Below are 23,934 nucleotides of genomic sequence, written 5' to 3'. Positions count from 1 at the left end.
CAGAAGGTTAACCCCAAGTGGGTATGACCAGTATCAGGTACAAAATACTTGATTTCAACATGAATGTTATTCCTCTCATAGGAAGGTTAAGGTCGATTAAGTATGTGCATCGCAGTGAGAAATGCCCCATCTTGTTTTTTCAATTCAGTGCTTCGCTGATTGCATAATCCTAATGAATCTTATGTAGTGTTATTCATTAGCATGTAATTAAATGCTTGGACCTGAGAGGGAATTAAGTCATGGCAGATAACGACGCACATACAATTTTACTGAACGCTTCTCATGGTAGGCTATGCTCATCAGATTTATATAAAGGTAAGCCTGTCAGTTCTTTAGTCGATGTCGCATTAGACGCAATAGTTGAACTTGAAACTGAAATTGTAAGGCTAAAGGTCCTGCTCGGCCGAAAATAGCACGAATGTAAGCCGCCTCCGGGCGGTTTTTTATTTTCCGGAGAAAAGTCTTAACAAATTCAGGATGATCTAACAGCAAGCAATAATGAGTATTAAACTCAACTACTCATAATTCCGGATTAAATGGCGCATTACGATATAGTTGCATTTTTAATCATTAGCATTAAAAGGTACTCCCAGCAGGGGGCCTCTCCACGGGGCGGCGGACTCGCGGAAAACGGCTAGTTTTCGCGATCTAGGGTCATCATCATCATCTGCGCAGGTTATTGATTTTGCAGTAAGCGAAATTGCAAAGATGTCGAATCGTTTAAAAAGTGTTCACCATCATGGACCAAGAAATCGCCTCGCTCAAACTGAACATCAACCAACTTGCAGGGATCACCGGTGTGCATCGGCAGACGGTCGCGGCGCGCCTGAAAAACGTCGACCCTGCACCGGGCAGTAACGCGAAACTGAAATTATTTTCCGTCACCGATGTATTAACCGAATTGATGATCCCGACGGTTTCTGGAGATGTGGCAGAAATGACTCCGTCCGACCGGCTGGCGCACTGGAAAGCCGAGAATGAGCGTCTGACCTTTGAACAAAGCATGGGGCAGCTCATCCCTGCAGAAGATGTGGCAAGAGAGTTTTCAGTGATGGCGAAAGCCGTGGTTCAGGTGCTGGAAACGTTGCCGGACGTACTCGAGCGAGATTGCGCGTTACCGCCGTCCGCCGTGATGCGTATACAAAATATTATTGATGATCTGCGTGACCAGATTGCGCAGAAGGTCACTGATGCAGAACCGGAGGAGGACACGTCTGAGGAGGACTGATGGCAAAGCGGGCTTCAGCGCGTGGCATCCGGAGAGATGTACCAGGCATTCTTCGCGCACCGCGGCGCATGCTGGTTGCCGATGCGGTCAGACAATATATGCGCGTGCCGATGGGGGCGGGAAACTCCGTTCCCTGGGATCCGAATCTGGCACCGTATGTTGTCGACCCCATGAACTGCCTGGCATCCCGCGAGTACGACGCCGTGATCTTCGTCGGTCCGTCCCGAACAGGTAAAACCATCGGTCTGATCGACGGCTGGATTGTTTACAACGTTGTCTGTGACCCTTCGGATATGTTGCTTATCCAGATGACGGAAGAGAAGGCGCGTGAGCACAGCAAAAAGCGCCTTGACCGGACCTTTCGCAGCAGCCCTGAAGTGGCTAAACGCCTGAGCCCGCGCCGTAATGATAACAACGTATACGACCGGACATTCCGGGCAGGGAACTACCTCAAAATCGGCTGGCCCTCTATTAATATTATGTCCTCGTCCGATTATAAGTGCGTTGCACTGACAGACTATGACCGATTCCCCGAAGATATTGACGGTGAGGGAGACGCTTTTACGCTGGCCTCAAAACGTACGACGACATTTATGTCTTCGGGCATGACGCTGGTGGAGAGCTCACCGGGTCGCGATATTCGTGATACCAAATGGCGCCGCAGTTCACTGCATGAGGCGCCGCCGACCACCGGCATTCTTTCTTTATATAACCGTGGCGATCGCCGACGCTGGTACTGGGCTTGTCCGCACTGCGGCGAACACTTCCAGCCTGCGAAAGACGTGGTGCAGGGTTATCAGAATATTGCCGACCCTGTGGTCGCCAGCGAGGCGGCATTCATAGAGTGTCCGCATTGCCGGGGAAAAATTACAGCAGGGCAGAAGCGCGCACTTAATCAGAAAGGTGTCTGGCTTCGCGACGGTGAACAGATTGACCGTCATGGCACTGTCACGGGAACGGCCAGACGATCGCGCATTGCGTCATTCTGGATGGAGGGACCCGCCGCGGCGTACCAAACGCTTTCGCAGCTGGTCTACAAGTTGCTTTCCGCTCAGCAGGACTACGAGGCGAACGGCAGTGAAGAAACCCTTAAAGCGGTGATCAATACTGACTGGGGTCTGCCTTATATCCCCCAGTCCAGCGTTGAGCAGCGCAAATCCGAAACCCTGATGGCGCGCGCCTCGACCGTGACCAAGCGCACCGTGCCTTACGGGGTGCGTTTTCTGGTGGCGACCGTTGACGTACAGGGCGGACGCAACCGGCGGTTCGTTGTGCAGGTGATCGGCTATGGCGCCCACGGTGAGCGCTGGGTCGTTGACCGATACAACATTAAACAGTCGATGCGCACGGGGCCGCACGGCGAAAGCCTGCCGATTGACCCGGCTGGCTATCTGGAAGACTGGGATTTGCTGCGCACGGACGTGCTGGATAAGCAGTGGCCACTCAACAGCAATCCTGACGTTTCTCTGCCCGTGCTGGCGATGGCCGTCGACTCCGGCGGTGAAGACGGTGTCACCGGCAATGCCTATGAGTTCTGGCGCCAATGCCGCCGCGATGGCGTGCACAAGCGCGTTTATCTCTTCAAAGGCGACAGCACCACCCGCAGCAAGCTGATCACCAAGTCACTGCCGGACAATACCGACCGCCCAAACCGCCGGGCGGAGGCCCGCGGTGACGTGCCGCTTTACCTTCTGCAGACCAACATGCTCAAAGACCGGATCAGTAACGCCCTTCAGCGCGATACGCCGGGGGCTAACTACGTCCACTTTCCTGACTGGCTGGGGGAGTGGTTCTATGACGAACTGACCTACGAAGAACGGGGCGCTGACGGCAAATGGACTAAGCCGGGCAAGGGGGCCAACGAGGCGTTCGACCTGATGGTCTATGCCCATGCACTGGTGATTTTGCGCGGGTATGAGCGAATAGACTGGGTAAAACCGCCTTCGTGGGCGCAGCCCATTGCGCAACCAACACCCGGCACGCAGTCAGAACCGCCAGCCCGCAGTAATCACCCAAAACCGAAAACAACCCGCGCGCGGACAGAGGATAAACCTTCTGCCTGGGCGCCATCGACATCAGGAGGCTGGGTATGAATCAGGCCGATATTGAAGACATGATCCAGCAGTATATGACCGCCGAGCGCGCCGTTCTGCAGGGGAAATCCATCACGTTCAACGGGCAGTCCATGACGATGGAGAACCTGAGCGAAATCCAGAAGGGGCGAAACGTCTGGGAGCGACGTCTCAGCACGCTGCTGGCGTCACAGCGCGGGCGACCGCAGTACCGGCTGGCGAGGTTCCCGCGATGAGCCTGATTGATGACGCAATTGGCCTGTTTTCACCCGGCTGGAAGGCATCCCGCCTGCGTTCACGCGTGGCGGTAAACGCCTACGAGGCGGCATTACCGACGCGCACGCACCGGGCGAAGCGCGAAAACCGCAATGCCAACCAGCTTACCCAGTTCGCCGGACGTTCGATCCGCGAGCAGGCGCGCTGGCTGGACAATAATCACGACCTGGTGATCGGCCTGCTGGACAAGCTGGAAGAGCGCATCGTCGGCGCGCGGGGCATCGTTGTTGATCCCCAGCCTATCCTGAAAACGGGGCTGGTGGCCGATGACCTGTCCAAACAAATACGTGCTGCGTGGGCGGAGTGGTCTATTTCTCCCGACGTTACCGGGCAGTTTACCCGCCCGGTCCTTGAGCGTCTGATGGCGCGAACCTGGCTGCGCGACGGCGAGGTTTTCGGGCAAATGGTTCGGGGTGCTGCACCCGGACTGACGCCTACGGCCAACATCCCCTTCTGGGTCGAGGCGCTGGAGCCGGATTACATCCCGCTTGAGATGAGCGATACCGGCAGGGGAATTTGCCAGGGCATTTATCTCAACAGCTGGGGATGCCCGACAAAGTACGTCGTGTATAAGAATCTGGTGACCTCCGGCGTGGCGCTGGGCAACACCAAAGAAATCGCCGCAGACGGCATGATGCACCTGAAATTCATGCGCCGTCTTCATCAGGTCCGCGGCAACAGCCTGCTCTCCGGCATCCTTATCCGTCTGAGTGCGCTGAAAGAGTACGAGGATTCAGAACTGACCGCCGCCCGCATTGCCGCCGCGCTGGGCATGTACGTGAAAAAAGGCGACGGCCAGACATACAGCGACGAAGGTAATGACAAAGGTCCCCGTGAGCTCAACATCGAACCCGGCATGCTTTTCGATGAACTGGCGCCGGGTGAAGAGATTGGGATGATTAAATCAGACCGGCCCAATCCTAACCTTGAGACTTTCCGCAACGGTCAGCTCAGGGCGGTGGCCGCCGGCAGCCGCAGCAGCTTTTCCAGCATATCCCGCAACTATAACGGCACCTACAGCTCCCAGCGTCAGGAGCTGGTCGAGTCCTTTGAAGGGTACGGCATTCTTCAGGATGCGTTTATCGCCGCCGTGACCCGTCCGATGTACCGCAGCTGGTTGCAGATGGCCATCACCGCGGGGGTGATCAACGTGCCCCCCGACGTGGACACGGCGACGCTGTTTAACGCCGTGTACAGCGGACCGGTCATGCCGTGGATTGACCCAATGAAAGAGGCCAATTCGTGGCGCGTACTTTTGCGCGGCGGGGCGGCAACGGAAGGTGACTGGATCCGGGCGCGCGGCGCCAATCCGGGCGATGTAAAACGCCGCCGCAAGGCGGAAGTCGACGAAAATAAAGCGTTAGATCTGGTCTTCGACACGGATCCGGCAAACGATAAAGGGGAAGCCAGTGCGCAAGAATCCAAGAAATAAACTGAGTGTGTCACCCAAAGCCTCGGCGGGCGATAAAAGCTGGTTCCGCATGAAGGCCAGCGGTGACAAGACCGCCGATATTTATATTTACGACGAGATTGGTTACTGGGGCGTGACGGCCCGCCAGTTTGCCAGCAGCATGAAAGCGCTGGGCGACCTCGACCATATCAACCTGCACATCCATTCACCGGGCGGTGACGTCTTTGACGGCATTGCCATTTACAACCTGCTCAACAGCCATACGGCCAGCAAAACCGTGTATATCGACGGCCTTGCCGCCTCGATGGCGTCGGTGATTGCGATGGTGGGGAACCCCATCATCATGCCTGAAAATGCCATGATGATGATCCACAAACCCTGGGGGATCACCGGCGGCGACGCCAACGACATGCGCGACTATGCCGACCTGCTGGACAAGGTCGAGGCCGTGCTGATCCCGTCCTATGCCAAAAAAACCGGTAAAACCTCCGACGAACTTTCCCTGATGCTGGGTGAGGAAACGTGGATGACCGCTCAGGAATGCCTTGAGCACGGTTTTGCCGACCAGATCTCTACCGCGGTGCAGGCGATGGCCCGCATTAATTCAAAACGTATCGAGGAATTCGACGCTATGCCAAACGCACTGAAAAACATGATCACTAAGCCGAAAGCGACTACCCAGAACCCGCCGGCGCCGCAGAATCCGCTCGCTGCACCGGTTGTTCCTGCCCCCGCCGCGCTGGATGAAAATACCATTCGTAATCAGGTGATTGCGGCACAGAAACAGCGTGTCACGGGGATCAAAGACCTGTTCGCGATGTTCGGCGGCCGCCATCAGGAATTGCAGGCGACGTGCATCGAAGACATCGACTGCACGGTCGAGCAGGCCAAGGACCAACTGCTGGTCATGCTGGGCAAAGATGCCAGTCCGTCGAATAAAAACGGCGGCAATGCACACATCTACGCAGGGAACGGTAACTTTACCGGCGACGGCATTCGTCAGGCACTGATGGCGCGCGCGGGCTATGAGGACCGCCAAAACGACAACGTCTACAACGGCATGACGCTGCGCGAATATGCGCGCATGTCGCTGACCGAACGCGGCGTCAGCGTGGGGGCGTTCAACCCGATGCAGATGGTCGGCCTTTCCCTGACCCACAGCACCTCCGACTTCGGCAATATCCTGCTGGACGTGGCGAATAAGTCCCTGCTGCAGGGCTGGGAAGAGTCGGAAGAGACCTTCGAAGCCTGGACGAAGAAAGGGCAGCTCTCCGACTTTAAAACGGCGCACCGCGTCGGCATGGGCGGCTTCCCGTCTTTGCGTAAGGTGCGCGAAGGGGCGGAGTACAAATACGTGACCACCGCAGATAACAGCGAAACCATCGCGCTGGCCACCTACGGTGAAATCTTCTCCATTACCCGTCAGGCCATCATCAATGACGATCTGAACCAGCTGACCGACGTGCCGATGAAAATGGGGCGCGCGGCGAAGGCCACCATCGGCGATCTGGTCTACGCCGTGCTCACCGGCAACCCGAAGTTATCCGACGGCAAGGCGTTGTTCAGCAGCGATCACAAAAACCTGGCCTCCGGCGCCATTGACGTGACCAATCTGGACGCCGGCCGCCAGCTGATGCGCGTACAGAAAGAGCCGACCACCGGGCGCACACTGAACATTCGCCCGGCCTTCCTGATTGTGCCGACCTCGCTTGAGACGGTCGCCAACCAGACGATCAAATCAGCCAGCGTGAAAGGGGCCGACGTGAACGCCGGCATCATCAACCCGATCCAGAACTTTGCGACGGTTATCGGTGAGCCACGCCTCGATGACAACAGCGCGAAAGCCTGGTATCTGGCGGCGGCGCAGGGCATGGATACCATCGAGGTGGCTTACCTGAACGGGGTCGAGCTGCCGTACATCGACCAGCAGGAAGGCTTCAATACCGACGGCATCGCGACGAAAGTGCGCATCGACGCCGGCGTGGCGCCGCTGGATTACCGCGGCCTGGTCAAGTCCAGCGGCCAGTAACATTTCCCCGCGTTACCTTCACGCCCGTCAGGGCTTTTTTTATACCTAAAATTCGCCCTTCGCGGGGCGTATGGAGCTTTGTTATGGCTAAGAATTTTGTGCAGGAAGGGCAGACCATTTCCATTACCAATACCGGTCAGGCGGTGATTGAGAGCGGCGCCCCCGTGGTGCTGGGTTCCCTGCTCGTTGTCTCACTGGTGGATATTGCCCCGAATGAAACCGGTACGGGCATGGCGGAAGGGGTATTCCTGCTGCCGAAAGTCTCCGCCGACGCCATTCCGGCGGGGACAAAAGTGTATATCGCGGACGGTGAAATCCAGCTGGCGGCGGCGGATGCCGTGGCGGCGGGGATCGCGTGGGAACAGGCCGGTGCAGGTTCGACCGTCGTTGAAGTCAAAATCAATGCCTAACCCGTTCGATGCGCTGGCGGCGCGGATGGATGCCACCACCGTCGCGCGCTTTGGGCGAGACGTGGTGATTAACGGCGCCGTGCTTACCGGCGTTGAAAGCCACTTTTTGCCCGAAATGGGGCCGGTCAGCGGTGACGGCCTGTCCGTGGTGATTTTTTCTGCCGCTTACCGGCCTCACCGTAACGATCAGGTGATGTATCAGGGCGAAAGTTACATCGTCACCCGCCATCAGGTGTTTAACGGAAAGCCGCAAATCTGGCTGGAATAAAGGGGAGCACATGACCATCAAAGGGCTTGAACAGGCGATCAGTAATCTGAACAACATCAGTAAGACCGCCGTTCCCCGCGCCTCGGCGCAGGCCGTGAACCGGGTGGCGGGGCGGGCGATCAGCCGGAGCAGTTCGTCGGTATCGAAGGAAACGAAGGTGCCGAGAAAGCTGGTCATGCAACGCGCAAAGCTGAAAAAGGCCACGATGAACCGGCCTGTCGCCACGTTAAAAATCAACCGGGGCAACCTGCCCGCCATCAAGCTCGGGGCCGCGCAAATGCGTATCTCCCGGCGTAAGGGCAACGTGCGCGGGCAGGGCAGCGTGCTGAAAATCGGGCGCTTCACGTTCCGCGACGCCTTTATTCAGCAGCTTGCCAACGGACGCTGGCACGTTCTCCAGCGCTCGGGGAAAAGCCGGTACCCGATTGACGTGGTGAAAATCCCCCTGACGACGCCGCTAACCAACGCCTATACGGTGGAGACAAACCGCCTGATGCAAAGCGATATGCCCAAAGAGATGGCGGCGGCCCTGAAAAATCAACTGAGGCTTATCGTTAAACGATGATAAAGCACCCGAAAATCCGCAACGCCGTGCTGGACGCGCTCAAGCTTTCGGTGACCGCCCCCTCCGTGACCTGGTATGACGGTCGTCCGAGCTTTTTGACCGCCGAAGACCTGCCCGCCGTCGCCGTCTATCTTTCGGGCGCGGAACCTACCGGGGAAACACTCGATGAAGAGGAATGGCGGGCAACGCTTCACGTCGAGGTTTTTCTCAAGGCGGTGAGCCCCGACACCGAGCTCGACCGGTGGATGGAGCAGCATATTTATCCGGTGGTAGGCGACATCCCGGCACTTTCAGACCTTATCGAAAACATCACGCCGGAGGGCTACGACTACCAGCGCGATGATGAAATGTCGACGTGGGGCTCTGCTGACCTGCGTTACACCCTGACTTACTTAATGTGAGGAATCTATGACCACACAACTCGAACCGACCAAAGGTGCGGGCACCACGCTTTGGATTTACACCGGCAGCGGCGATCCCTATGCCAATCCGTTATCGGATCAGGACTGGACGCGGCTGGCAAAAATCAAGGAGCTGACGCCGGGTGAAATGACGGCGGAATCCTACGATGACACCTATCTTGATGATGCCGACGCCGACTGGAACGGCACCGCGCAGGGCGCTAAATCGTCGGGTGACACCTCCTTTACGCTGGCCTGGAAGCCGGGCGAAAGCGGCCAGCAGGATCTGGTTAACTGGTTCTACGACGGTGCGGTGCGCGGGTACAAAATCCGTTACCCCAACACCGCCGTGGACGTTTTCCGGGGCTGGATCAGCAGCCTGGGCAAAGCGGTACCGGTAAAAGAGGTGATCACTCGCACGGTGAAAATCACCAATACCGGCAAGCCGGCGCTGGCGGAGAGCAATCAGGCTGCCGCGGTTCCGGTCTCGGGCGTCACCGTCACCCCGTCCGCCGCGAGCGTCGTGGTCGGGCAGAGCAGCGTCATCGGCGTCACGGTGTTGCCTGACGGCGCGACTAACGGTTCTTTCAGCGCGGCGTCATCTGATCTGACCGTTGCCACCATCACCGTCTCCGGTAAAAACGTGACGGCAAAAGGCGTCAAAGCGGGCACGGCGCAAATCATCATCATGACCAATGAGGGTCAGAAAGTGGCCATCTGTAACCTGACCGTCACGGCGGCCTAACGGAGCGAGCATGTTTTTAAAGTCTGAACTGTTTGAGTTTAACGGGGCGAAAACCACGCTCTATGAGCTCTCGGCGCTGCAGCGCGTTGAGTTGCTGCATTATCTGGCGGCGCAGGAAAAGGCCCTGCCGAAAGATGAGCCTGATGATCAGACTCTGACGTCCGCGCTGGTAGAGCTCAATATCCGCGCCGGCGCGATGATCATTGCCATGTCGCTCTGGCACAGTGAGTCACCAAAGCCGGATATTCACGATCTGCAGCAGCAGGTCATGAGCACCTGGCCGGTCGAGGCCATCGGCAAAGCGGATACGCAGGTCAAAATCCTGTCCGGCATGCTGAACCCGGAGCAGGGCGAGGTCACCACGGAAGCTGCGCCCTCAGAGTCCGTCGCTGAAGAGGAGACGGCGGAAAAGCGCTAACCCGTGAAAAGGGCTTTGTTATGCAGCTGGCGCGCGAGTTGAGACGACCCAACTGGCGCACCATGCTTTCAAACATGTCCTCCAGCGAGCTCGAGGAGTGGCATCAGTTCTATCAGACCCATTACTTCGAAGAGGCGTTACTTGATGCCCACTTTGCCTCGCTTAGCCTCCATATTTTATCGCTGGTGTGCGGGGAAACAGAACTGACCGCGGGTCATTTTAGCCTGCTTAAACCCAAGGTCGTGGAAGAAAATCACGAACCTGATGATGAACAACTAATGGCGATCGCAGAAAGCCTGCCAGGAGGAGTGCGCTATGGCCCAGCCAGTGGGTGATCTGGTCGTTAATCTTGACGTTGACGCCGCGAAATTCAATGAACAGCTCGGCTACGTGCGTAAGCAGTTTACCGGGCTGAGCGCCGCCGCCGTTGAGACGTCCGCACAGGTTCAGCAGTCCTTCTCCCGCCAGGAGCTGGTGGCAAAACGGGTGGGGATATCCGTGGGGCAGTACAACAACGCCCTGCGCAACCTCCCCGCACAGTTTACCGATATCGCGACCCAGCTCGCCGGTGGGCAAAGCCCCTTCCTTATCATGCTCCAGCAGGGCGGGCAGGTTAAAGATTCCTTCGGCGGCGTATCGAACCTCTTCCGTGCGATCCAGGCCGCGCTCTTTGGCGTCAGTGATTCGGCTGAAAAGTCTGAAGATTCGTTATCTGAGAATGCCAATGCGCTGGCGGAGAACGCCGAAAATCTGGGGAAGGTGCGTGGCCTGCTCACGCCGGCGACCCTGGGCTTTGTGGCGCTGGCCGTTGCCGTGGTGGCCGTGGCCTATTCGTTTGTAAAGGGTCAGGGGGTGCTCAGCGAATTTAACAAATCGCTGGTGATGACCGGTGACCGCTCGGGGCAGACTGCCAACAACCTGCTGGTAATGGCCGAGGCGATTGCGCAGGGCGGCGACTCCTTTACCGCCGGTACCGCGGCGCTCAATGCGTTAGTCAAAGCGGGGGCCAATCTCGGGGAAAACTTCCTGGGCGTGGCCACCTCCATTTCTACCCTGTCTGATGCCACCGGCACCAAAGTAGAAGATTTGGCGGCGGCGTTTGGCCGCATTACCTCAGATCCGCAAAGCGGGCTGCGGGCGATGGCCGAGCAATATGGTCACGTTACCGCCCAGCAGCTGGACTACGTGAAAAGCCTGCAGGACTCAGGGAAAAACACCGAGGCGCTTAACTACGCCAACACAGCCGCCGCCGCCGGCTTCAAGGACATGGCCGGCAACATTAAAGAGAACATGGGCGCGCTGGAAACCGCGGCGGACTACGTCGGCGACTCTTTCAAATCCATGTGGAACCGCCTGCTGGATATAGGCCGGGCGGACTCGCTTCAGAAACAGCTCGCGGATGCCACGGACAGGCTGTATGAGTTGGACAAAGGGCTGAGAAACACCGCCGCGCAGGGGCAGCAGCGGTTTGGGCTGGAAACCGCCCGCGATCAGGCACGTCAGATGGTCTCCTCCCTGACCGAGCAGCTTCACGCCGAGCAGCGAAAAACCGACGAAAAACAGAAGCAGTCAAACCTTGAGCGCAGCTCGCTTCAGAATCAGCAGCACTTCCAGTCGATTTCAGACGCGGGTCAGAGCAAGGAAGAGCAAAGAACGCAGGAGTACCAGCGTCTTAATCAGTACATCGCCGAACGCCGCCGGCTTAATCAGGCGCTGAGCGACGATGAAATTGCCCAGATTAAAAAGGGTATTGAAGAGAAATATAAAGATCCGAAAACGCCCAAAGCGAAAGCGATCACCACCTCGGCGGGGGACAAGGCGACGGATAATGCGCAGGGTGAGCTGATGACCCTGCAGGCCCAGCTCAAAGTCCTGCAGCAGCACACCAGCGTGAACGACGTTATCAGCCAGCAGCGCAAAGATCTGTGGCAGACGGAGAATCAGTATACGGTGCTGGAGCAGGCGGCCAGCACCCGCCAGCTGTCCGCGCAGGAAAAGTCACTGCTGGCGCATAAAGAAGAAACGCTGGAGTACAAACGGCAGCTGGCGGCGATAGGGGATAAAGTCGCGGCCCAGCAGCGCCTGAATGCGCTCTCCGATCAGGCCGATAAGTTTGCTCTGCAGCAGTCGGCAAAGCGCGCGGCGCTGGATGCTCAGGCGGATGGCGTTTCATCAAAACAGGCGGAAAGAGCCGCGACGCTGCAGCGTCTGCAGGAAACCTATGCATTCAATCCGGACGCTCAGAAACGGGTATTGCAGGAGCAGCAGGCAACGTATGCGGCAGAGGACGCGCTGCGGTCGAACTGGGTGGCGGGAGCGAAGCAGGGCTGGGCCGAATACGCCGAATCTGCAACCGATGTATTCACTTCGGTGCAACAGGTGACGCAGGCGGGATTCAACGGCCTTGCTGACAGCCTGACAAGCCTGACGACCACCGGTAAAGCCAGCTTTCGGGATTTCTCAACGTCGATTTTAAAAATGATCGCTCAGATAATTAACCGGCTAATCGTCGCCTATACCGTCCAGTCTGCGTTGGGTTGGATAAGCGGCAGCGCCTCCTCCTCTTCGTCAAACACATCGTTCTCATCAGGGGCCTACAGTAATTTGCAGCTGGCTTATAACGGCGGCTATATCCGCGAGTTTGACGTGGGCGGCTACACCGGGCACGGCGGTAAGTATGAGCCCAAAGGCATCGTTCACGGCGGGGAGTTCGTTTTCACAAAGGAGGCGACCAGCCGTCTGGGCGTGGCTAATCTTTATCGCCTGATGAAGGGCTACGCCACGGGTGGGTATGTGGGATCCCGCGGGGCGGCGGGCAGGTTCGGCGCGACCGACATCAGCGTTTACGCCCCGGTAACCATCGGCGAGCAGTCTTCATCGAATGACGTCAGCAGCAGCGATACGGCAAACACGGCCAAACAACTGCAGGGCATTGTTCAGCAGACAATATCGGACAGGCTCAGGAAGGAAATGGCTCCCGGCGGCCTGCTGTATAAAAAATAATTCCGCATGACGCATTCTGTAATTTTGGGAGAAGTGATGCCTACAGAAACCTTTACCTGGCGAACGCAGAAAAGCGCCCAGGGTACCGACACGGTCAGAACGCTACAAGCGCAGTTCGGCGACGGTTACAAACAGGTTGCCGCCAGCGGCATCAATGCCAAAGCTGAAACGTGGAATCTGAGCTGGACGGGTAAAAAAACGGAGGCGTCGGCGATCCGTCAATTTCTCCTGAGCCACGTGATTTCATCCTTCTGGTGGACGACTCCTTGGGGAGAACGGCTCCTCTGGCGGGTAAAGTCTGATTCAGTGTCGGTCAGTTTTCCCGCGGGAGACAAGGCGACGCTGAGTTTTACTTTCGAGCAGGCGTTTGCGCCTTAAAACCACCACAACTATCTGAGGCTGCCTTTGGGTGGCCTTTTTTATTTGGAGATATCATGAGCTTTACCCAGGACGTGCAGGCGCTTGAACCGGGGCAGCTGATCCAGCTGATAGAAATCGACGGGACGGCGTTTGGCTTCGACACCATGCTGCGCTTTCATGCGCACAACATAGACTCCGCGGGCTGGAAGTCTTTCGCCGCCGACAACCTGCCTTCAACCATTTGGCAGGGTAATGAATACGATCCGCACCCCTACGAGTTAACCGGTCTGGAGCTATCCAGCACGGGGTCGCAGCCAACGCCAACGCTTTCGGTGGGTAACGTGGGCAACTACGTCACGGCGCTGTGCCTGCAGTACGACGACATGGTGAAGGCGAAAGTCAAAGTGCACACCACGCTGGCCAAATATCTTGATGCCGCGAACTGGACAGCGGGCAACCCGACTGCCAGCCCGATTGATGAACGCGTTCAGCTTTACTACATCAACGCCAAAAAAGCCGAGACGCGGATTCAGGTCGACTTCGAACTGTGTTCGCCGTTCGACGTTCAAAGCCTGCAGCTGCCAACCCGCCAGATAACCCCGGTGTGCACCTGGTGCATGCGTGGATGGTATCGAACGGGAACCGGCTGCGATTACAACGGCACCAATTACTTTCTGAAAGACGGCACGCCCACGAGCAATCCCGCGCTGGATGTGTGCGGCGGCCGGATGTCGGATTGCAAGTTGCGGTTTGGTACCGAAAACCCACTACCCTTTGGCGGCTTCCCGGCGGCCAATCTACAGGGGAAATAACTATGCGTGAAAAACTCATCAGCCAAATCCGGGCGCACGTGGCCGCTGAATATCCGAACGAGGCCTGCGGGCTGATCGTCGAAACCGGTACCGGCCAGCGTTTCATTCCCTGTCGCAATATTGCCGAGAACGCGGCTGAAACCTTCATGCTGTCGCCGGATGATTATCTGGCGGCGACCAAGGTCGGGGAAGTCATCATGGTGATCCACTCACACCCCGATGTGGTGCATCTGGTCCCGTCAGAAATGGACCGCATCCAGTGCGACCACTCCGGCGTGGAGTGGGGGATCATGTCGTGGCCGGACGGTGATTTTTGTACGCTGTCACCGCGCGGCGATCGCGAGCTTGCTGGCCGCCGCTGGGTTCTGGGCCATGCTGACTGCTGGTCGATCATCATGGACTACTACCGGATGGAGTACGGCATTACCGTAAAAAATTACTCAGTTGACCGTGAGTGGTGGGTCGACGGGAAAGAAAATCTCTATGACGATAACTGGCAGGCTGAAGGGTTCGTCGAGATTGATGCCAGCAGCATGCAGCCTGGCGATATGATCATGATGCGGGTTCAAGCACCGGTCACCAATCACGCGGCGATTTATCTTGGAGATAACATCATGGTTCACCACATGTTTGGCAACCTTTCTGCCCGCGTTCCATACGGTAAATATTTCCGGGATCGGACGGTTCGCGTCGTCCGTCGCAAGGAGTTAGTTAATGCTTAAGACCATGACGCTCAAAGGCGCAATCGGAAAGAAATTCGGCAGGGTTCACCGTTTCCACGTGGCGGACATCAACGAGTTTTTGCGCGCGATGTGCTCCCAGGTGAAGGGCTTCAAAAAGTACGTTTCAAACGCCCATCTCAACGGGGTGAAGTTCGCTTTCTACAGCGGCAAGAACAACATCTCGCTTGAGGAGTTCGACATGTCCGCGGCGGCGACCGAGTACACAATGGTGCCGGTGATTGAAGGGGCGAAACAGGCAGGCATGCTGCAGATTGTGATTGGCGCTGTTGCTTTGGTGGCAGCCTTCTTTACCGCTGGCGCCTCATTCGCGGCGTTTGCCGGGATCAGTGCGGCTACGGCGGCGGCAACAACCACAGCGCTGGTGGGTATTGGTCTTAGTATGACCATCGGCGGCGTGGTGCAGATGCTCACGCCACAGCCCAGCTTTAACGTTGGGGCTTCGTCTGACTCTGACAACAAAGCAAACTACGCATTCGGCGCCCCGGTTAATACGGTGGCAATGGGATACCCCGTGCCGCTACTTTACGGGCAGCGTGAAATCGGCGGTGCGATCATCAGCGCAGGTATTTTCTCCAGCGATCAGCAATAAAAATGCCTGTTTAGTTTAGGAGTCAGGTTCAGGAGGATAATTGTGTAGCCCAAAGAAGCTATCTTTTGCAAATTTACTCAAGAACAAATTGAGTAAATTGCTTGGAAAATTCATTCAAGCCGAACCCATTAAGTTCGAGAATAATATTTTCTCTTTGATCTAATGGCATTTTTGCAATAAGTAAACCAATTACCATTTTGAGCTGCACAACCTCAATTTCAGCATCTTTTAGGTTATCAAACTTACAGTTAAGCTCAATCTTTCTATTAACAAGTGGCATGGTTATCCTCATTTTAGGCTATTTAGTTGGAGAATGTTACGCGGGATAAATATTTCGATTTCAATCTATAACATATATCCATCATGAAATTTTTAACATCCTGATATTCGAACAGTGATCTATTAACAGCCGCCGTGGGGCGGTTTTTTTATGGGCGACATATGCAACTACTTCAAGGCGAAACTATTCTCCTAGGCGCTAAAGGCGGTGGCGGGAGTGCTCATACGCCGGTTGAGCAGGCCGATGATCTTTTGTCGCAAGCGAAGCTTAAGATGGTTCTCGCGCTCTCTGAAGGTGAGATTCAGGGTGACCTGGTCGCGCAGAAAATCTTCCTCAATGATACCCCGTTGGCGAACGATGACGGCACCTATAATTTTACCGGCGTGAAGTGGGATTACCGTAAAGGCACGCAGGATCAGGCCTACCTGCAGGGCATGCCTGAAATTGATAACGAATCCTCGGTGGGCATCGAGGTAAAAGCCTCCACGCCGTGGACCCGGCAATTCTCAAACCTGACACTCGATGCTATCCGGATCAAGCTGAGCTTGCCGATTCAGTACCAGTACAAAGACAACGGCGACATGGTCGGCACCGTCACGGAATATGCCATCGACCTATCTACCGACGGTGCGGCGTATAAAACGGTCGTCAACGGTAAGTTTGAAGGAAAAACAACGTCAGAATATCAGCGTGACCATCGCATCGATCTACCTGACTCGGCGTCAGGCTGGACAATACGCGTGCGCCGCATCACCCCAGATTCAACCTCAACCAAGCTGATAAACGCCTTCAAGGTGTTTTCCTTTGCTGAGGTAATCGACAGTAAGTTGCGCTATCCGAATACAGCGCTGCTTTATGTCGAGCTCGACTCCAGCCAATTTAACGGCAGCGTGCCGAAAACCACCTGCAAGCCAAAGGGCAAACTGATCCGGGTACCGACCACCTATGACCCAGTGACCAGAACCTACAGCGGGACATGGTCGGGTGATTTCAAAATCGCCTACAGCAATAACCCCGCGTGGATTTTTTACGACCTGGTGCTCGATGAAATTTACGGCATGGGCAACCGCGTAGACGCGACCATCATCGACAAATGGGAGCTGTACAGCATCGCGCAATACTGCGACGCGGCAGTGTCAGACGGCGCCGGTGGCACAGAACCACGCTTTACCTGCAACGTGTTCATCCAGCGCCAGCAGGATGCCTACACCGTGTTGCGGGATCTGGCCGCCATCTTCCGGGGCATTACCTTCTGGGGGAACGACCAGATTTTCGTGCGCGCCGACGTTCCGCAGGACGACGTGGATTTTACCTACCACAGCTCAAACGTGGTTGACGGCATGTTTACTTACGCCGGAGGCTCCTATAAAAACCGCTTTTCTTCCTGTCAGGTCAGCTGGTCAGATCCGATTAATCATTATTCTGACACGATCGAGAGCGTTTATGAGCCTGATCTTGTCGCACGATATAACTGGAATGAAACCCAGCTGACGGCCATTGGCTGCACATCTCAGAGCGAGGCGCACCGCCGCGGGCGCTGGGTGATCCTGTCCAATGCGAAAGACGGCACCGTGTCCTTTGGCGTTGGGCTGGACGGTTACATTCCCATGCCGGCAGAAATTATTGGCATCGCTGACCCGTTCAGAGCCGGGAAAGCCAACGGCGGACGCATCAGTGCGGTTAACGGCAAAAACATCACCGTTGACCGGGTAGCGGATTACGGCATCGGCGACCGTCTGGTAGTGAATTTGCCCGATGGAACGGCGCAAACCCGGACGATCAGCGGCGTCAGCGCCGATAAGAAAACGTTCACGGTTATCACCGCATACCGCATGACGCCGGTGAGCGGCGCCGTGTGGTCCATCGACAGCGATAACTTAGCGATTCAATACTTTCGTATCACGTCAATCTCTTCAAATGACGACGGCACGTTCACGATTGCGGGCGTGCAGCACGACCCGAATAAATACCGTTACATCGATGACGGGGTGAAAGTCGATTCAGCACCGATCACTGTCACGCCGACCAACGTGATGAAGGTACCGGCAAATATCGTGGTCACAGAAGTTGACCACATCGCACAGGGGCTTACCGTCGCGTCGCTGCAGGCGTCATGGGACAAAGTGGAAGGGGCGATCAATTACACCGCGCAGTGGCGCAAAGACAACGGCGACTGGGTTAACGTAGGTAAGACCAGCGCGCAGGGTTTTACCGTTCAGGGAATTTATGCGGGCGTGTACGACGTGCGCGTCCGGGCGATCAACGCCGTCGATGTGTCCTCTCCGTGGGGATACGCAGATTCGACTACGCTGAACGGCAAAGTGGGTAAACCCGGCATGCCGACAAATCTGCTCGCCAGCGACAACGTCGTCTGGAATATCAACGTGACCTGGGCATTTCCTGCAGGCAGCGGTGATACCGCCTATACCGAGTTGCAGCAGTCCACCACGGATGACCATCAAAACCCGACATTACTGGTGACGGTTCCCTATCCGGGTTCGTCGTATCAGCACGGACCGATGGCGGCAGGCGTTCGCCGCTGGTACCGCGCCCGGTTGGTCGACAGGATTGGTAACGCAGGGGAGTGGACTGAGTTCGTCATGGGGACGTCATCGGTTGATGTGTCCGAGATACTGGGCGACATCGCCGAAGAAGTGCTGAACTCGGAACTGGGCAAACAGTTGGTTTCTCGGGTCGATTCTGTAGAGGATAGCGTCAAAGAGCTGGATGACGCTGTCACGTCAGCCAACGATAAAATTGATGCAACCAATACTCACATTGATGAGGTGAACACTGAGCTGCAAGGCAAGGTAGACGCCATAACCGGCGGCAGCACATCTTCAATCGCTCAGGTTGTCTCACAGGTCAACATCCTCCAGCAGAATGATGTTAACCAGGCTCAGCAGATTTCAGCGGTAACCGCTACTGCGAACGGTAATAAGACGGCGATTGCCACAGAAACTACCGCACGCGCCACCGCTGATACGGCGCTGGGCAAGCGTATTGATCTGACTAATGCTCAAGTGGGGGACAATAAAACTGCAATCACCACGGAGACAACTGCCCGCGCTACGGCAGATACGGCGCTGGGTACTCGTATTGATAATCTAACGACAACCGTTGGAAATAATACGACGTCTATCACAAGCGAAGCGACGGCTCGCGCTACAGCAGACACCGCTCTGGGTGATCGTATTGATAGCCTGACAACGACGGTCGGAAATAACACCACAGCAATAACGTCTGAGGCGACGGCGCGCTCTACTGCAGATACAGCCCTGGGGACAAGGATTGACAGCGTCAAGGCAACGACCGACGGGAATACGGCCTCGATAGGCTCATTGCAAACGGCGCAGACGACAACGGAACAGGCTATCGCAAGCCTTGCCAGCGTTACTGAAGCCTCTTTCGATAGTTCCGCATTAGCGGCTATTGAGAATTCGCTTTCCAATGACAAAGATGCCACCGGGCAGCGTGCAGCTACAGGGATTATTCGGGCTCGCGTGACAGCCACCGAAACAGCGCAGGCTGATGCGGGCAGAGCCTTTGCTGAGTATCAGCAGACCGTAGAAGCTCAATTCAGTGAAACAAATGCCGTCGTGCAGACAACCGCCAGCGCAATGGCTGATTTAGCTGGGAATGTGTCTGCGCAGTACAGCATAAAGTTGGGCGTGACCAGCAATGGTACCTATTATGCAGCGGGCATGGGTATTGGCATTGAAAATACTCCGGAAGGCATGCAGACGAACGTGGCATTTTTGGCGAGCAATTTCACAGTCATGTCTGATGTGAACGGTACACCAAAAGCGTTCTTTGCCATTCGCAGCGGGCAGACGTTCATTGATGAAGGTTTCATTCAGGACGGCACAATTACCAACGCCAAGATCGGCAACTTCATTCAGTCCACCAATTACGTAGCCAACGTCTCCGGCTGGCGATTGGATAAAGGCGGTACCTTTGTGAACTTCGGTACCGGCAGCGGTGGCAAGATGAAAACCACCAACACAACTATCAGCGTTGCAGATGGTAACGGAGTCCTGCGTGTGCAGATCGGGGAACTGACGGGGGTATTCTGATTGGCGAATTTTGGTATTCAAACATGGAGTGCTTCGAGGACCCCCAATAACACGGGGCTGGTGAGGATCCTGATACTGGGCTCAATCTATCTATCAAAAGACCAGGTGTCGGGGGCATGGTCCTATGTCGTACCTTCTGGTTATAAGGTGTCCGTGATGCAGTCGCCGGTTATGGGGGCTGAGCTTTCATCGGCCCGGCGAAAAATCACCACCTCCACGACCGGCGTATCCCTCTCAAATGCCGGTTCTGATTATTCAACCGGTACATTCACGGCAGCTGAAGGTTGGCTGATCGTTTACTTAGTGAAGCAATGACATGGCAAATTACGGGGCAATATTGGTCGATGAGTATGGTATTCCATTCTCAACGCCAGACACGACGCCGATGAGTCTGGTCTCAAAGAATATGTACAACTTTGGCGGAAGCGGCGGGGTGATTAACTTAGCCGTCTCTGTCTCGAGCCCCTTTGTTGTCGCCTTCAAATCTGATGTAACCGGTGTTTACGGCAGGCTCAGTAATAATAGTGGTGTATATACGCTTACGGTAGGCAGACTTGCCGGCGGCAGCGTAGGTAATGTCACTGTTTATATTTTTGGCATCGTCATTCCCCAGCCGAAACCGGCGTGGGGGATAGCGATAAACGACGCTCAGGGACAGTGCATACTGACCAATGAAACCAAGGTGATGAATCCCCCCATTGCTGTTGGAACGCCGGGTAATCCGGCTAACCTGGGGTACAACATCGATACCTCACTCAGCGGAAATTACGCGGTAATGCCACAGATGACTGGCTTAATGGTCGGCGTTATTCATTCTGGGGGCGCAACGCGCCCTTTCCAGTCACCCATTCAGACCTATGCATACTTCAACGGGTCAACTACTCGAATATCCTCTACCCAGACAGACAGTCCGGGAGGTGATCAGCTCGAGAATGTTGGCTATGCAAACTCAAACGACGTGGTATACGCAATTGATGTATCTGCTTATTAATCAATTGATTGAATTGAACGATCGTTTTGAACGATCAATTTCAAGTAATTGATCTATTTAACCAATTATCCCTCTCCAAATATCGTTGTTATCGTCCCGATATCCAGTATCGAAGGGACATAAAAATGAAAAAAATTTTATTTGTGATTGCATTGGCGGGAGTACTTACGGGATGTTCAGGCGTTATTGAGAAGCAGCAACCCGTCTGTAGCGGTACCGCGCTCATCGGTGGACAGGAAAAGTCTGTACAGATTTATGGCGTACGTAAGGTTGCAGGCCAAACCCAGTATAAAGCCGGAGACCCTTTTGGCTGGCGCTGGGTTAGCAGATCAAACTTCACATCGACGACGTGTGAAAAATAAATTACCCAACCTAAACAGACCCGCTTCGGCGGGTTTTTTATTATCTGGAGTAACGTAAATATGGCTTGGTATAAAACAGGCACAGTCTCCGTAGCGGCAACAAAGGTCACCGGCACCGGCACTAACTTTTTAGATGCTAAGTTCGGCGTCGGTCCGGGGCAGGCCTTTCTGCTTCCGGCATCTGGAACAGTTAAAATCTATGAAATCGCCAGCGTGGAGGATGCAACTCATCTGACTCTCACCACATCAGCCGGTACCGTGGCTGCTGGAGCCGCTTACGCGGTGATGAGCTTTTATACGGATTCGATACCTGACTTTTCCAAACGCCTGGCCGCGCAGCTCGGTTACTACCAGTCACAGATGGACGGCTGGCAAACTATCATGACGGGAACTGGCACTGTCAGCGTGACAGCTCCTGACGGCACCGTTGTGAACATCAGCAGCTTTGCGAAACTGACCTCTGACATGGCGAAAGCTTATGCCGACGGTGGCCTTCTGAATGCCACAGTGACGCCAAACAGTCTGGGGAATGTGACTGATTTCAATATTTACTACCAGACAGCAAACGCCAATGCGATCATTGCCAACGGATACCCGATTGCAAAAGCCGGGACGCTCTATGTGACTAAATCAGCCTATGGCTGCCAGCAAATGTACATCTCCTTTCAAGGAGAGACATATATACGTGGTTTGACGGGTGCATTCACCCCTGCATCCCCTAACTGGTCTGACTGGGTTCCTCAGTACGGTAAAATACAAGTGCCTCTTGGTTCCGGCGTTAATGGCACTTTGCCGATTGTAAACGGTGGAACTGGTGCTTCAACCGCCGCCGCTGCAAGGGCAGCATTAGGTGCATTTTCTACAGCAGGCGGAGCCGTTTCAGGTTCACTAACGGCTGGTGCTGCTGCAGGTTTAGCCGTAGCGGCCGGAGAGAACAACCGAGTAGAAATAAATAACGTCACATCGGGCGGTGGCGTGGGGAATCCTATCGGATGGACTGTGTACCGCTGGTACACTGAACTCGCTCAGACAGGGATTCGTCGTGCAGGGGATACAACCATACAATCTTATTTCGTCGCATTATCTGGCGGCGGCGGATGGGAGTTTCTCCGCGGCGGCAATGCGACAGCATCCGGCACATGGACATCTGGATCTGATGAACGTCACAAGTTCGACATTGAGCCAGTTAACAATGCCTTGGCGGCGGTACTCACTTTCCGTGGTGCAACTTACGGAAAAAAAGATGGTGGCAGAGAGGTTGGATTGATTGCGCAAGATGTAGAACGCGCCTGTAAAGAAGCGATTACCTACAACGGGGATCGGAAGTTCAGTGACGGCACTGTCATCCCAAACTTCAAATATTTGAACACTTCTGGTGCATCAGCGGCATTCCACTCTGAAGCCATCAAAACACTATTCGAACTTGTACAGCTCGCTCTTGATAAACCTGATGATGCAAGAACGCTGATCGCTAACATCAAAGCGCAATCCGAAATTATTAAAAATACCGCGATTGAAAATGAATACCCATGGAAAGAAGCGCCGCCTATCTTTACCGTGCCCAGCTCCGAAGATTATGAAGAATCCACCACATAATTTCTTCCCTTGCCGATCAGCGGCATAACAGAAATGTCTCTGATCGGACTTTCCTCCTCATGTTACTCATGATTATACTGTATGAATAAACAGTATTTGAAGGAGGGCTTATGCCGCGGCGATATGAAATAGATGATGCATTTAAGCATGCGATTAAGATTTGCCCTAAAGGCCGCCGAACCGTCACTACTGAGGACTTTGTGGCTGAATTGGCGAAGAGAAACTGGCACTGGGAATTGCGTGAAGCGAACCGCTGGATCGAAATTTACGTCAATACGTTTAGCGACGTCTCGACTGTAGAGGGTGACGCCCGGACCTTCGCTCTCTTCAACCCAAATGGAGGGCGTTGATATGGGATTTCCATCACCTGCGAGCGATTACGTTGGATCGCGTATCGACTTGAACAAAGTCTGTAACTGCACAGGCCCTTCGTCCCGTTTGTACATCTCCGAGCGGTACCACGGGATGAATATCAACTCTGGCACAATGCTTGTTCTTGATCCTGCGATCAAACCGGTTGACGGTAATTTGCTTCTGGCACAAATCAATGGAGAGATTCAGGTCTTGCGTCTGGTGACAATTCTGCGGCACGGGCTCGAGTCTTTGGCAGACAAAAACGTGTTCATTGAATTCGGTGAATCGTTCACTGACGACGAACTGATGATCGAGGGGGTGGTGACGCATATCATTTACGATGCCAGGAATGATGTATTCGATGATACGCCGTGCATTTGAAAGTTTATGCAAATCTGTGTGCTAATCTAAGTGAAAAACTACTTATGGTTGATATGCAAACTGAAGAAGAGAATTTATTAGTTAGAAAAGAAATAGGCGACGCAGTCTTGGCTGTACTTGAGCAAGGGAAAGTGGTGAGTGTAGAAAACATCATTACATATCTTGAAAGGCAGCATCAAGAAGTTACCCATATGTAATACAAGAACAGATATAGGCATGCAGTGGACTTACTGATAAAGAACTCATAAAAAAAGCTCGCGACAGGCGGGCAATAAACATCAGTTTTTTACATTGGAAATTTTCGGGTAGAACGTGATAAGCATAGCGGGGTAATAATTATCCAATCTATAGGATAACTACTCATAAGTAGCTGTTTTCGCTCAATGGTGTAGTGTTAGGGAGTAAAAAAGCCCTCGCGAACGAAGGCCAGTGAATTATCACAAAATTTAGTTTCGGAACGAGAGCGATGCTCCCGAAAGCATAATAGTAGCTCTTGAGAATTTGGCTTATAAAACATGGTTTAGTAATTAAAGAAATCCCCCCGTTTTTGACTATTAAAAAAGA

General features: G+C 54.7%; 24 protein-coding genes and 2 pseudogenes. 25 read left to right on the top strand and 1 reads right to left on the bottom strand.

Features of this window, described 5'->3' with window-relative positions:
• The first annotated feature begins 739 nt into the window (after nucleotides 1–739).
• The 18 genes and pseudogenes from J1779_RS11090 to J1779_RS11010 all read left to right on the top strand — a co-directional run bounded on the left by J1779_RS11090 (nucleotide 740) and on the right by J1779_RS11010 (nucleotide 15,330).
• A complete protein-coding gene (locus J1779_RS11090; RefSeq protein WP_112166076.1) occupies nucleotides 740–1,228 on the top strand; it encodes a DUF1441 family protein in 489 nt (162 codons plus the stop codon).
• Nucleotides 1,228–3,321, top strand: coding sequence for a phage terminase large subunit family protein (locus J1779_RS11085; protein ID WP_217203778.1), 2,094 nt, complete (start codon nucleotides 1,228–1,230; stop codon nucleotides 3,319–3,321). The genes J1779_RS11090 and J1779_RS11085 overlap by 1 nt, the downstream gene beginning before the upstream one ends.
• On the top strand, nucleotides 3,318–3,536 hold the full coding sequence (locus J1779_RS11080) for a hypothetical protein (protein ID WP_112166080.1): 219 nt from the start codon (nucleotides 3,318–3,320) through the stop codon (nucleotides 3,534–3,536). The genes J1779_RS11085 and J1779_RS11080 overlap by 4 nt, the downstream gene beginning before the upstream one ends.
• A complete protein-coding gene (locus J1779_RS11075; RefSeq protein WP_217203777.1) occupies nucleotides 3,533–5,008 on the top strand; it encodes a phage portal protein in 1,476 nt (491 codons plus the stop codon). The genes J1779_RS11080 and J1779_RS11075 overlap by 4 nt, the downstream gene beginning before the upstream one ends.
• Before the next feature lie 49 nt (nucleotides 5,009–5,057).
• Entirely contained in the window at nucleotides 5,058–7,016 is a 1,959-nt protein-coding gene (locus J1779_RS11070) for a ClpP-like prohead protease/major capsid protein fusion protein (protein WP_217203807.1), read from the top strand.
• 83 nt (nucleotides 7,017–7,099) lie between these two features.
• The gene (locus tag J1779_RS11065; protein WP_133822246.1) at nucleotides 7,100–7,426 is read left to right on the top strand and encodes a DUF2190 family protein; all 327 of its coding nucleotides are present in this window, start codon (nucleotides 7,100–7,102) and stop codon (nucleotides 7,424–7,426) included.
• Complete coding sequence (locus tag J1779_RS11060) at nucleotides 7,419–7,694, top strand: DNA breaking-rejoining protein (protein ID WP_112166085.1); 276 nt, start codon at nucleotides 7,419–7,421, stop codon at nucleotides 7,692–7,694. The genes J1779_RS11065 and J1779_RS11060 overlap by 8 nt, the downstream gene beginning before the upstream one ends.
• Nucleotides 7,695–7,704: 10 nt before the next feature.
• A complete protein-coding gene (locus J1779_RS11055) occupies nucleotides 7,705–8,259 on the top strand; it encodes a phage tail protein (protein WP_112166087.1) in 555 nt (184 codons plus the stop codon).
• Nucleotides 8,256–8,660: a phage minor tail U family protein gene (locus J1779_RS11050; protein ID WP_217203776.1), complete on the top strand. Its 405-nt coding sequence runs from the start codon at nucleotides 8,256–8,258 to the stop codon at nucleotides 8,658–8,660. The genes J1779_RS11055 and J1779_RS11050 overlap by 4 nt, the downstream gene beginning before the upstream one ends.
• A 7-nt stretch (nucleotides 8,661–8,667) precedes the next feature.
• Complete coding sequence (locus J1779_RS11045) at nucleotides 8,668–9,405, top strand: phage tail tube protein (protein WP_217203775.1); 738 nt, start codon at nucleotides 8,668–8,670, stop codon at nucleotides 9,403–9,405.
• 10 nt (nucleotides 9,406–9,415) lie between these two features.
• Entirely contained in the window at nucleotides 9,416–9,823 is a 408-nt protein-coding gene (gene gpG / locus J1779_RS11040) for a phage tail assembly chaperone G (protein ID WP_217203774.1), read from the top strand.
• Nucleotides 9,824–9,843: 20 nt separating this feature from the next.
• A complete protein-coding gene (locus J1779_RS11035) occupies nucleotides 9,844–10,158 on the top strand; it encodes a phage tail assembly protein T (RefSeq protein ID WP_112166094.1) in 315 nt (104 codons plus the stop codon).
• Nucleotides 10,139–11,002 (top strand): annotated as a pseudogene (locus J1779_RS25790) (phage tail length tape measure family protein); the annotation flags it as partial. The gene J1779_RS11035 and the pseudogene J1779_RS25790, both read left to right, overlap by 20 nt.
• Nucleotides 11,003–11,089: 87 nt before the next feature.
• A complete protein-coding gene (locus J1779_RS25785) occupies nucleotides 11,090–12,826 on the top strand; it encodes a phage tail tape measure protein (protein ID WP_420804205.1) in 1,737 nt (578 codons plus the stop codon).
• A gap of 36 nt (nucleotides 12,827–12,862) precedes the next feature.
• Entirely contained in the window at nucleotides 12,863–13,204 is a 342-nt protein-coding gene (locus J1779_RS11025; RefSeq protein ID WP_217203772.1) for a phage tail protein, read from the top strand.
• 56 nt (nucleotides 13,205–13,260) lie between these two features.
• On the top strand, nucleotides 13,261–13,998 hold the full coding sequence (locus tag J1779_RS11020; RefSeq protein ID WP_217203771.1) for a phage minor tail protein L: 738 nt from the start codon (nucleotides 13,261–13,263) through the stop codon (nucleotides 13,996–13,998).
• Between the two features lie 2 nt (nucleotides 13,999–14,000).
• On the top strand, nucleotides 14,001–14,720 hold the full coding sequence (locus tag J1779_RS11015) for a C40 family peptidase (protein WP_217203770.1): 720 nt from the start codon (nucleotides 14,001–14,003) through the stop codon (nucleotides 14,718–14,720).
• Nucleotides 14,713–15,330: a tail assembly protein gene (locus tag J1779_RS11010; protein WP_056769676.1), complete on the top strand. Its 618-nt coding sequence runs from the start codon at nucleotides 14,713–14,715 to the stop codon at nucleotides 15,328–15,330. The genes J1779_RS11015 and J1779_RS11010 overlap by 8 nt, the downstream gene beginning before the upstream one ends.
• Nucleotides 15,331–15,403: 73 nt before the next feature.
• Here J1779_RS11010 and J1779_RS11005 read toward each other — a convergent pair whose 3' ends face one another.
• On the bottom strand, nucleotides 15,404–15,610 hold the full coding sequence (locus J1779_RS11005; RefSeq protein WP_217203769.1) for a hypothetical protein: 207 nt from the start codon (nucleotides 15,608–15,610) through the stop codon (nucleotides 15,404–15,406).
• A 161-nt stretch (nucleotides 15,611–15,771) separates the two neighbouring features.
• Between J1779_RS11005 and J1779_RS11000 the strand changes: the two are divergent.
• From J1779_RS11000 to J1779_RS10970, 7 genes and pseudogenes are all read left to right on the top strand, one after another.
• A pseudogene (locus tag J1779_RS11000) lies at nucleotides 15,772–18,294 on the top strand (TipJ family phage tail tip protein); the annotation flags it as partial.
• 102 nt (nucleotides 18,295–18,396) lie between these two features.
• Nucleotides 18,397–19,686, top strand: coding sequence for a phage tail tip fiber protein (locus J1779_RS25710; protein ID WP_338019860.1), 1,290 nt, complete (start codon nucleotides 18,397–18,399; stop codon nucleotides 19,684–19,686).
• A 316-nt stretch (nucleotides 19,687–20,002) separates the two neighbouring features.
• Nucleotides 20,003–20,677 carry a hypothetical protein gene (locus J1779_RS10990; RefSeq protein WP_217203768.1) on the top strand — a complete coding sequence of 225 codons (675 nt, stop codon included), beginning with the start codon at nucleotides 20,003–20,005 and terminating at the stop codon, nucleotides 20,675–20,677.
• Between the two features lie 125 nt (nucleotides 20,678–20,802).
• The gene (cor, locus tag J1779_RS10985) at nucleotides 20,803–21,039 is read left to right on the top strand and encodes a phage exclusion lipoprotein Cor (RefSeq protein ID WP_217203767.1); all 237 of its coding nucleotides are present in this window, start codon (nucleotides 20,803–20,805) and stop codon (nucleotides 21,037–21,039) included.
• 60 nt (nucleotides 21,040–21,099) lie between these two features.
• On the top strand, nucleotides 21,100–22,635 hold the full coding sequence (locus J1779_RS10980; RefSeq protein ID WP_217203766.1) for a pyocin knob domain-containing S74 family peptidase: 1,536 nt from the start codon (nucleotides 21,100–21,102) through the stop codon (nucleotides 22,633–22,635).
• Nucleotides 22,636–23,100: 465 nt separating this feature from the next.
• Entirely contained in the window at nucleotides 23,101–23,370 is a 270-nt protein-coding gene (locus tag J1779_RS10975) for a S24/S26 family peptidase (protein WP_217203765.1), read from the top strand.
• A 44-nt stretch (nucleotides 23,371–23,414) separates the two neighbouring features.
• On the top strand, nucleotides 23,415–23,567 hold the full coding sequence (locus J1779_RS10970; protein WP_217203764.1) for a hypothetical protein: 153 nt from the start codon (nucleotides 23,415–23,417) through the stop codon (nucleotides 23,565–23,567).
• Nucleotides 23,568–23,934 lie beyond the last annotated feature (367 nt).

Source organism: Rahnella rivi, assembly GCF_019049655.1.
GTDB classification, from domain to species: Bacteria; Pseudomonadota; Gammaproteobacteria; order Enterobacterales; family Enterobacteriaceae; genus Rahnella; species Rahnella rivi.
Note: the sequence above shows the minus strand (reverse complement) of the source record. Positions and strands in the feature narration are given on the sequence as shown.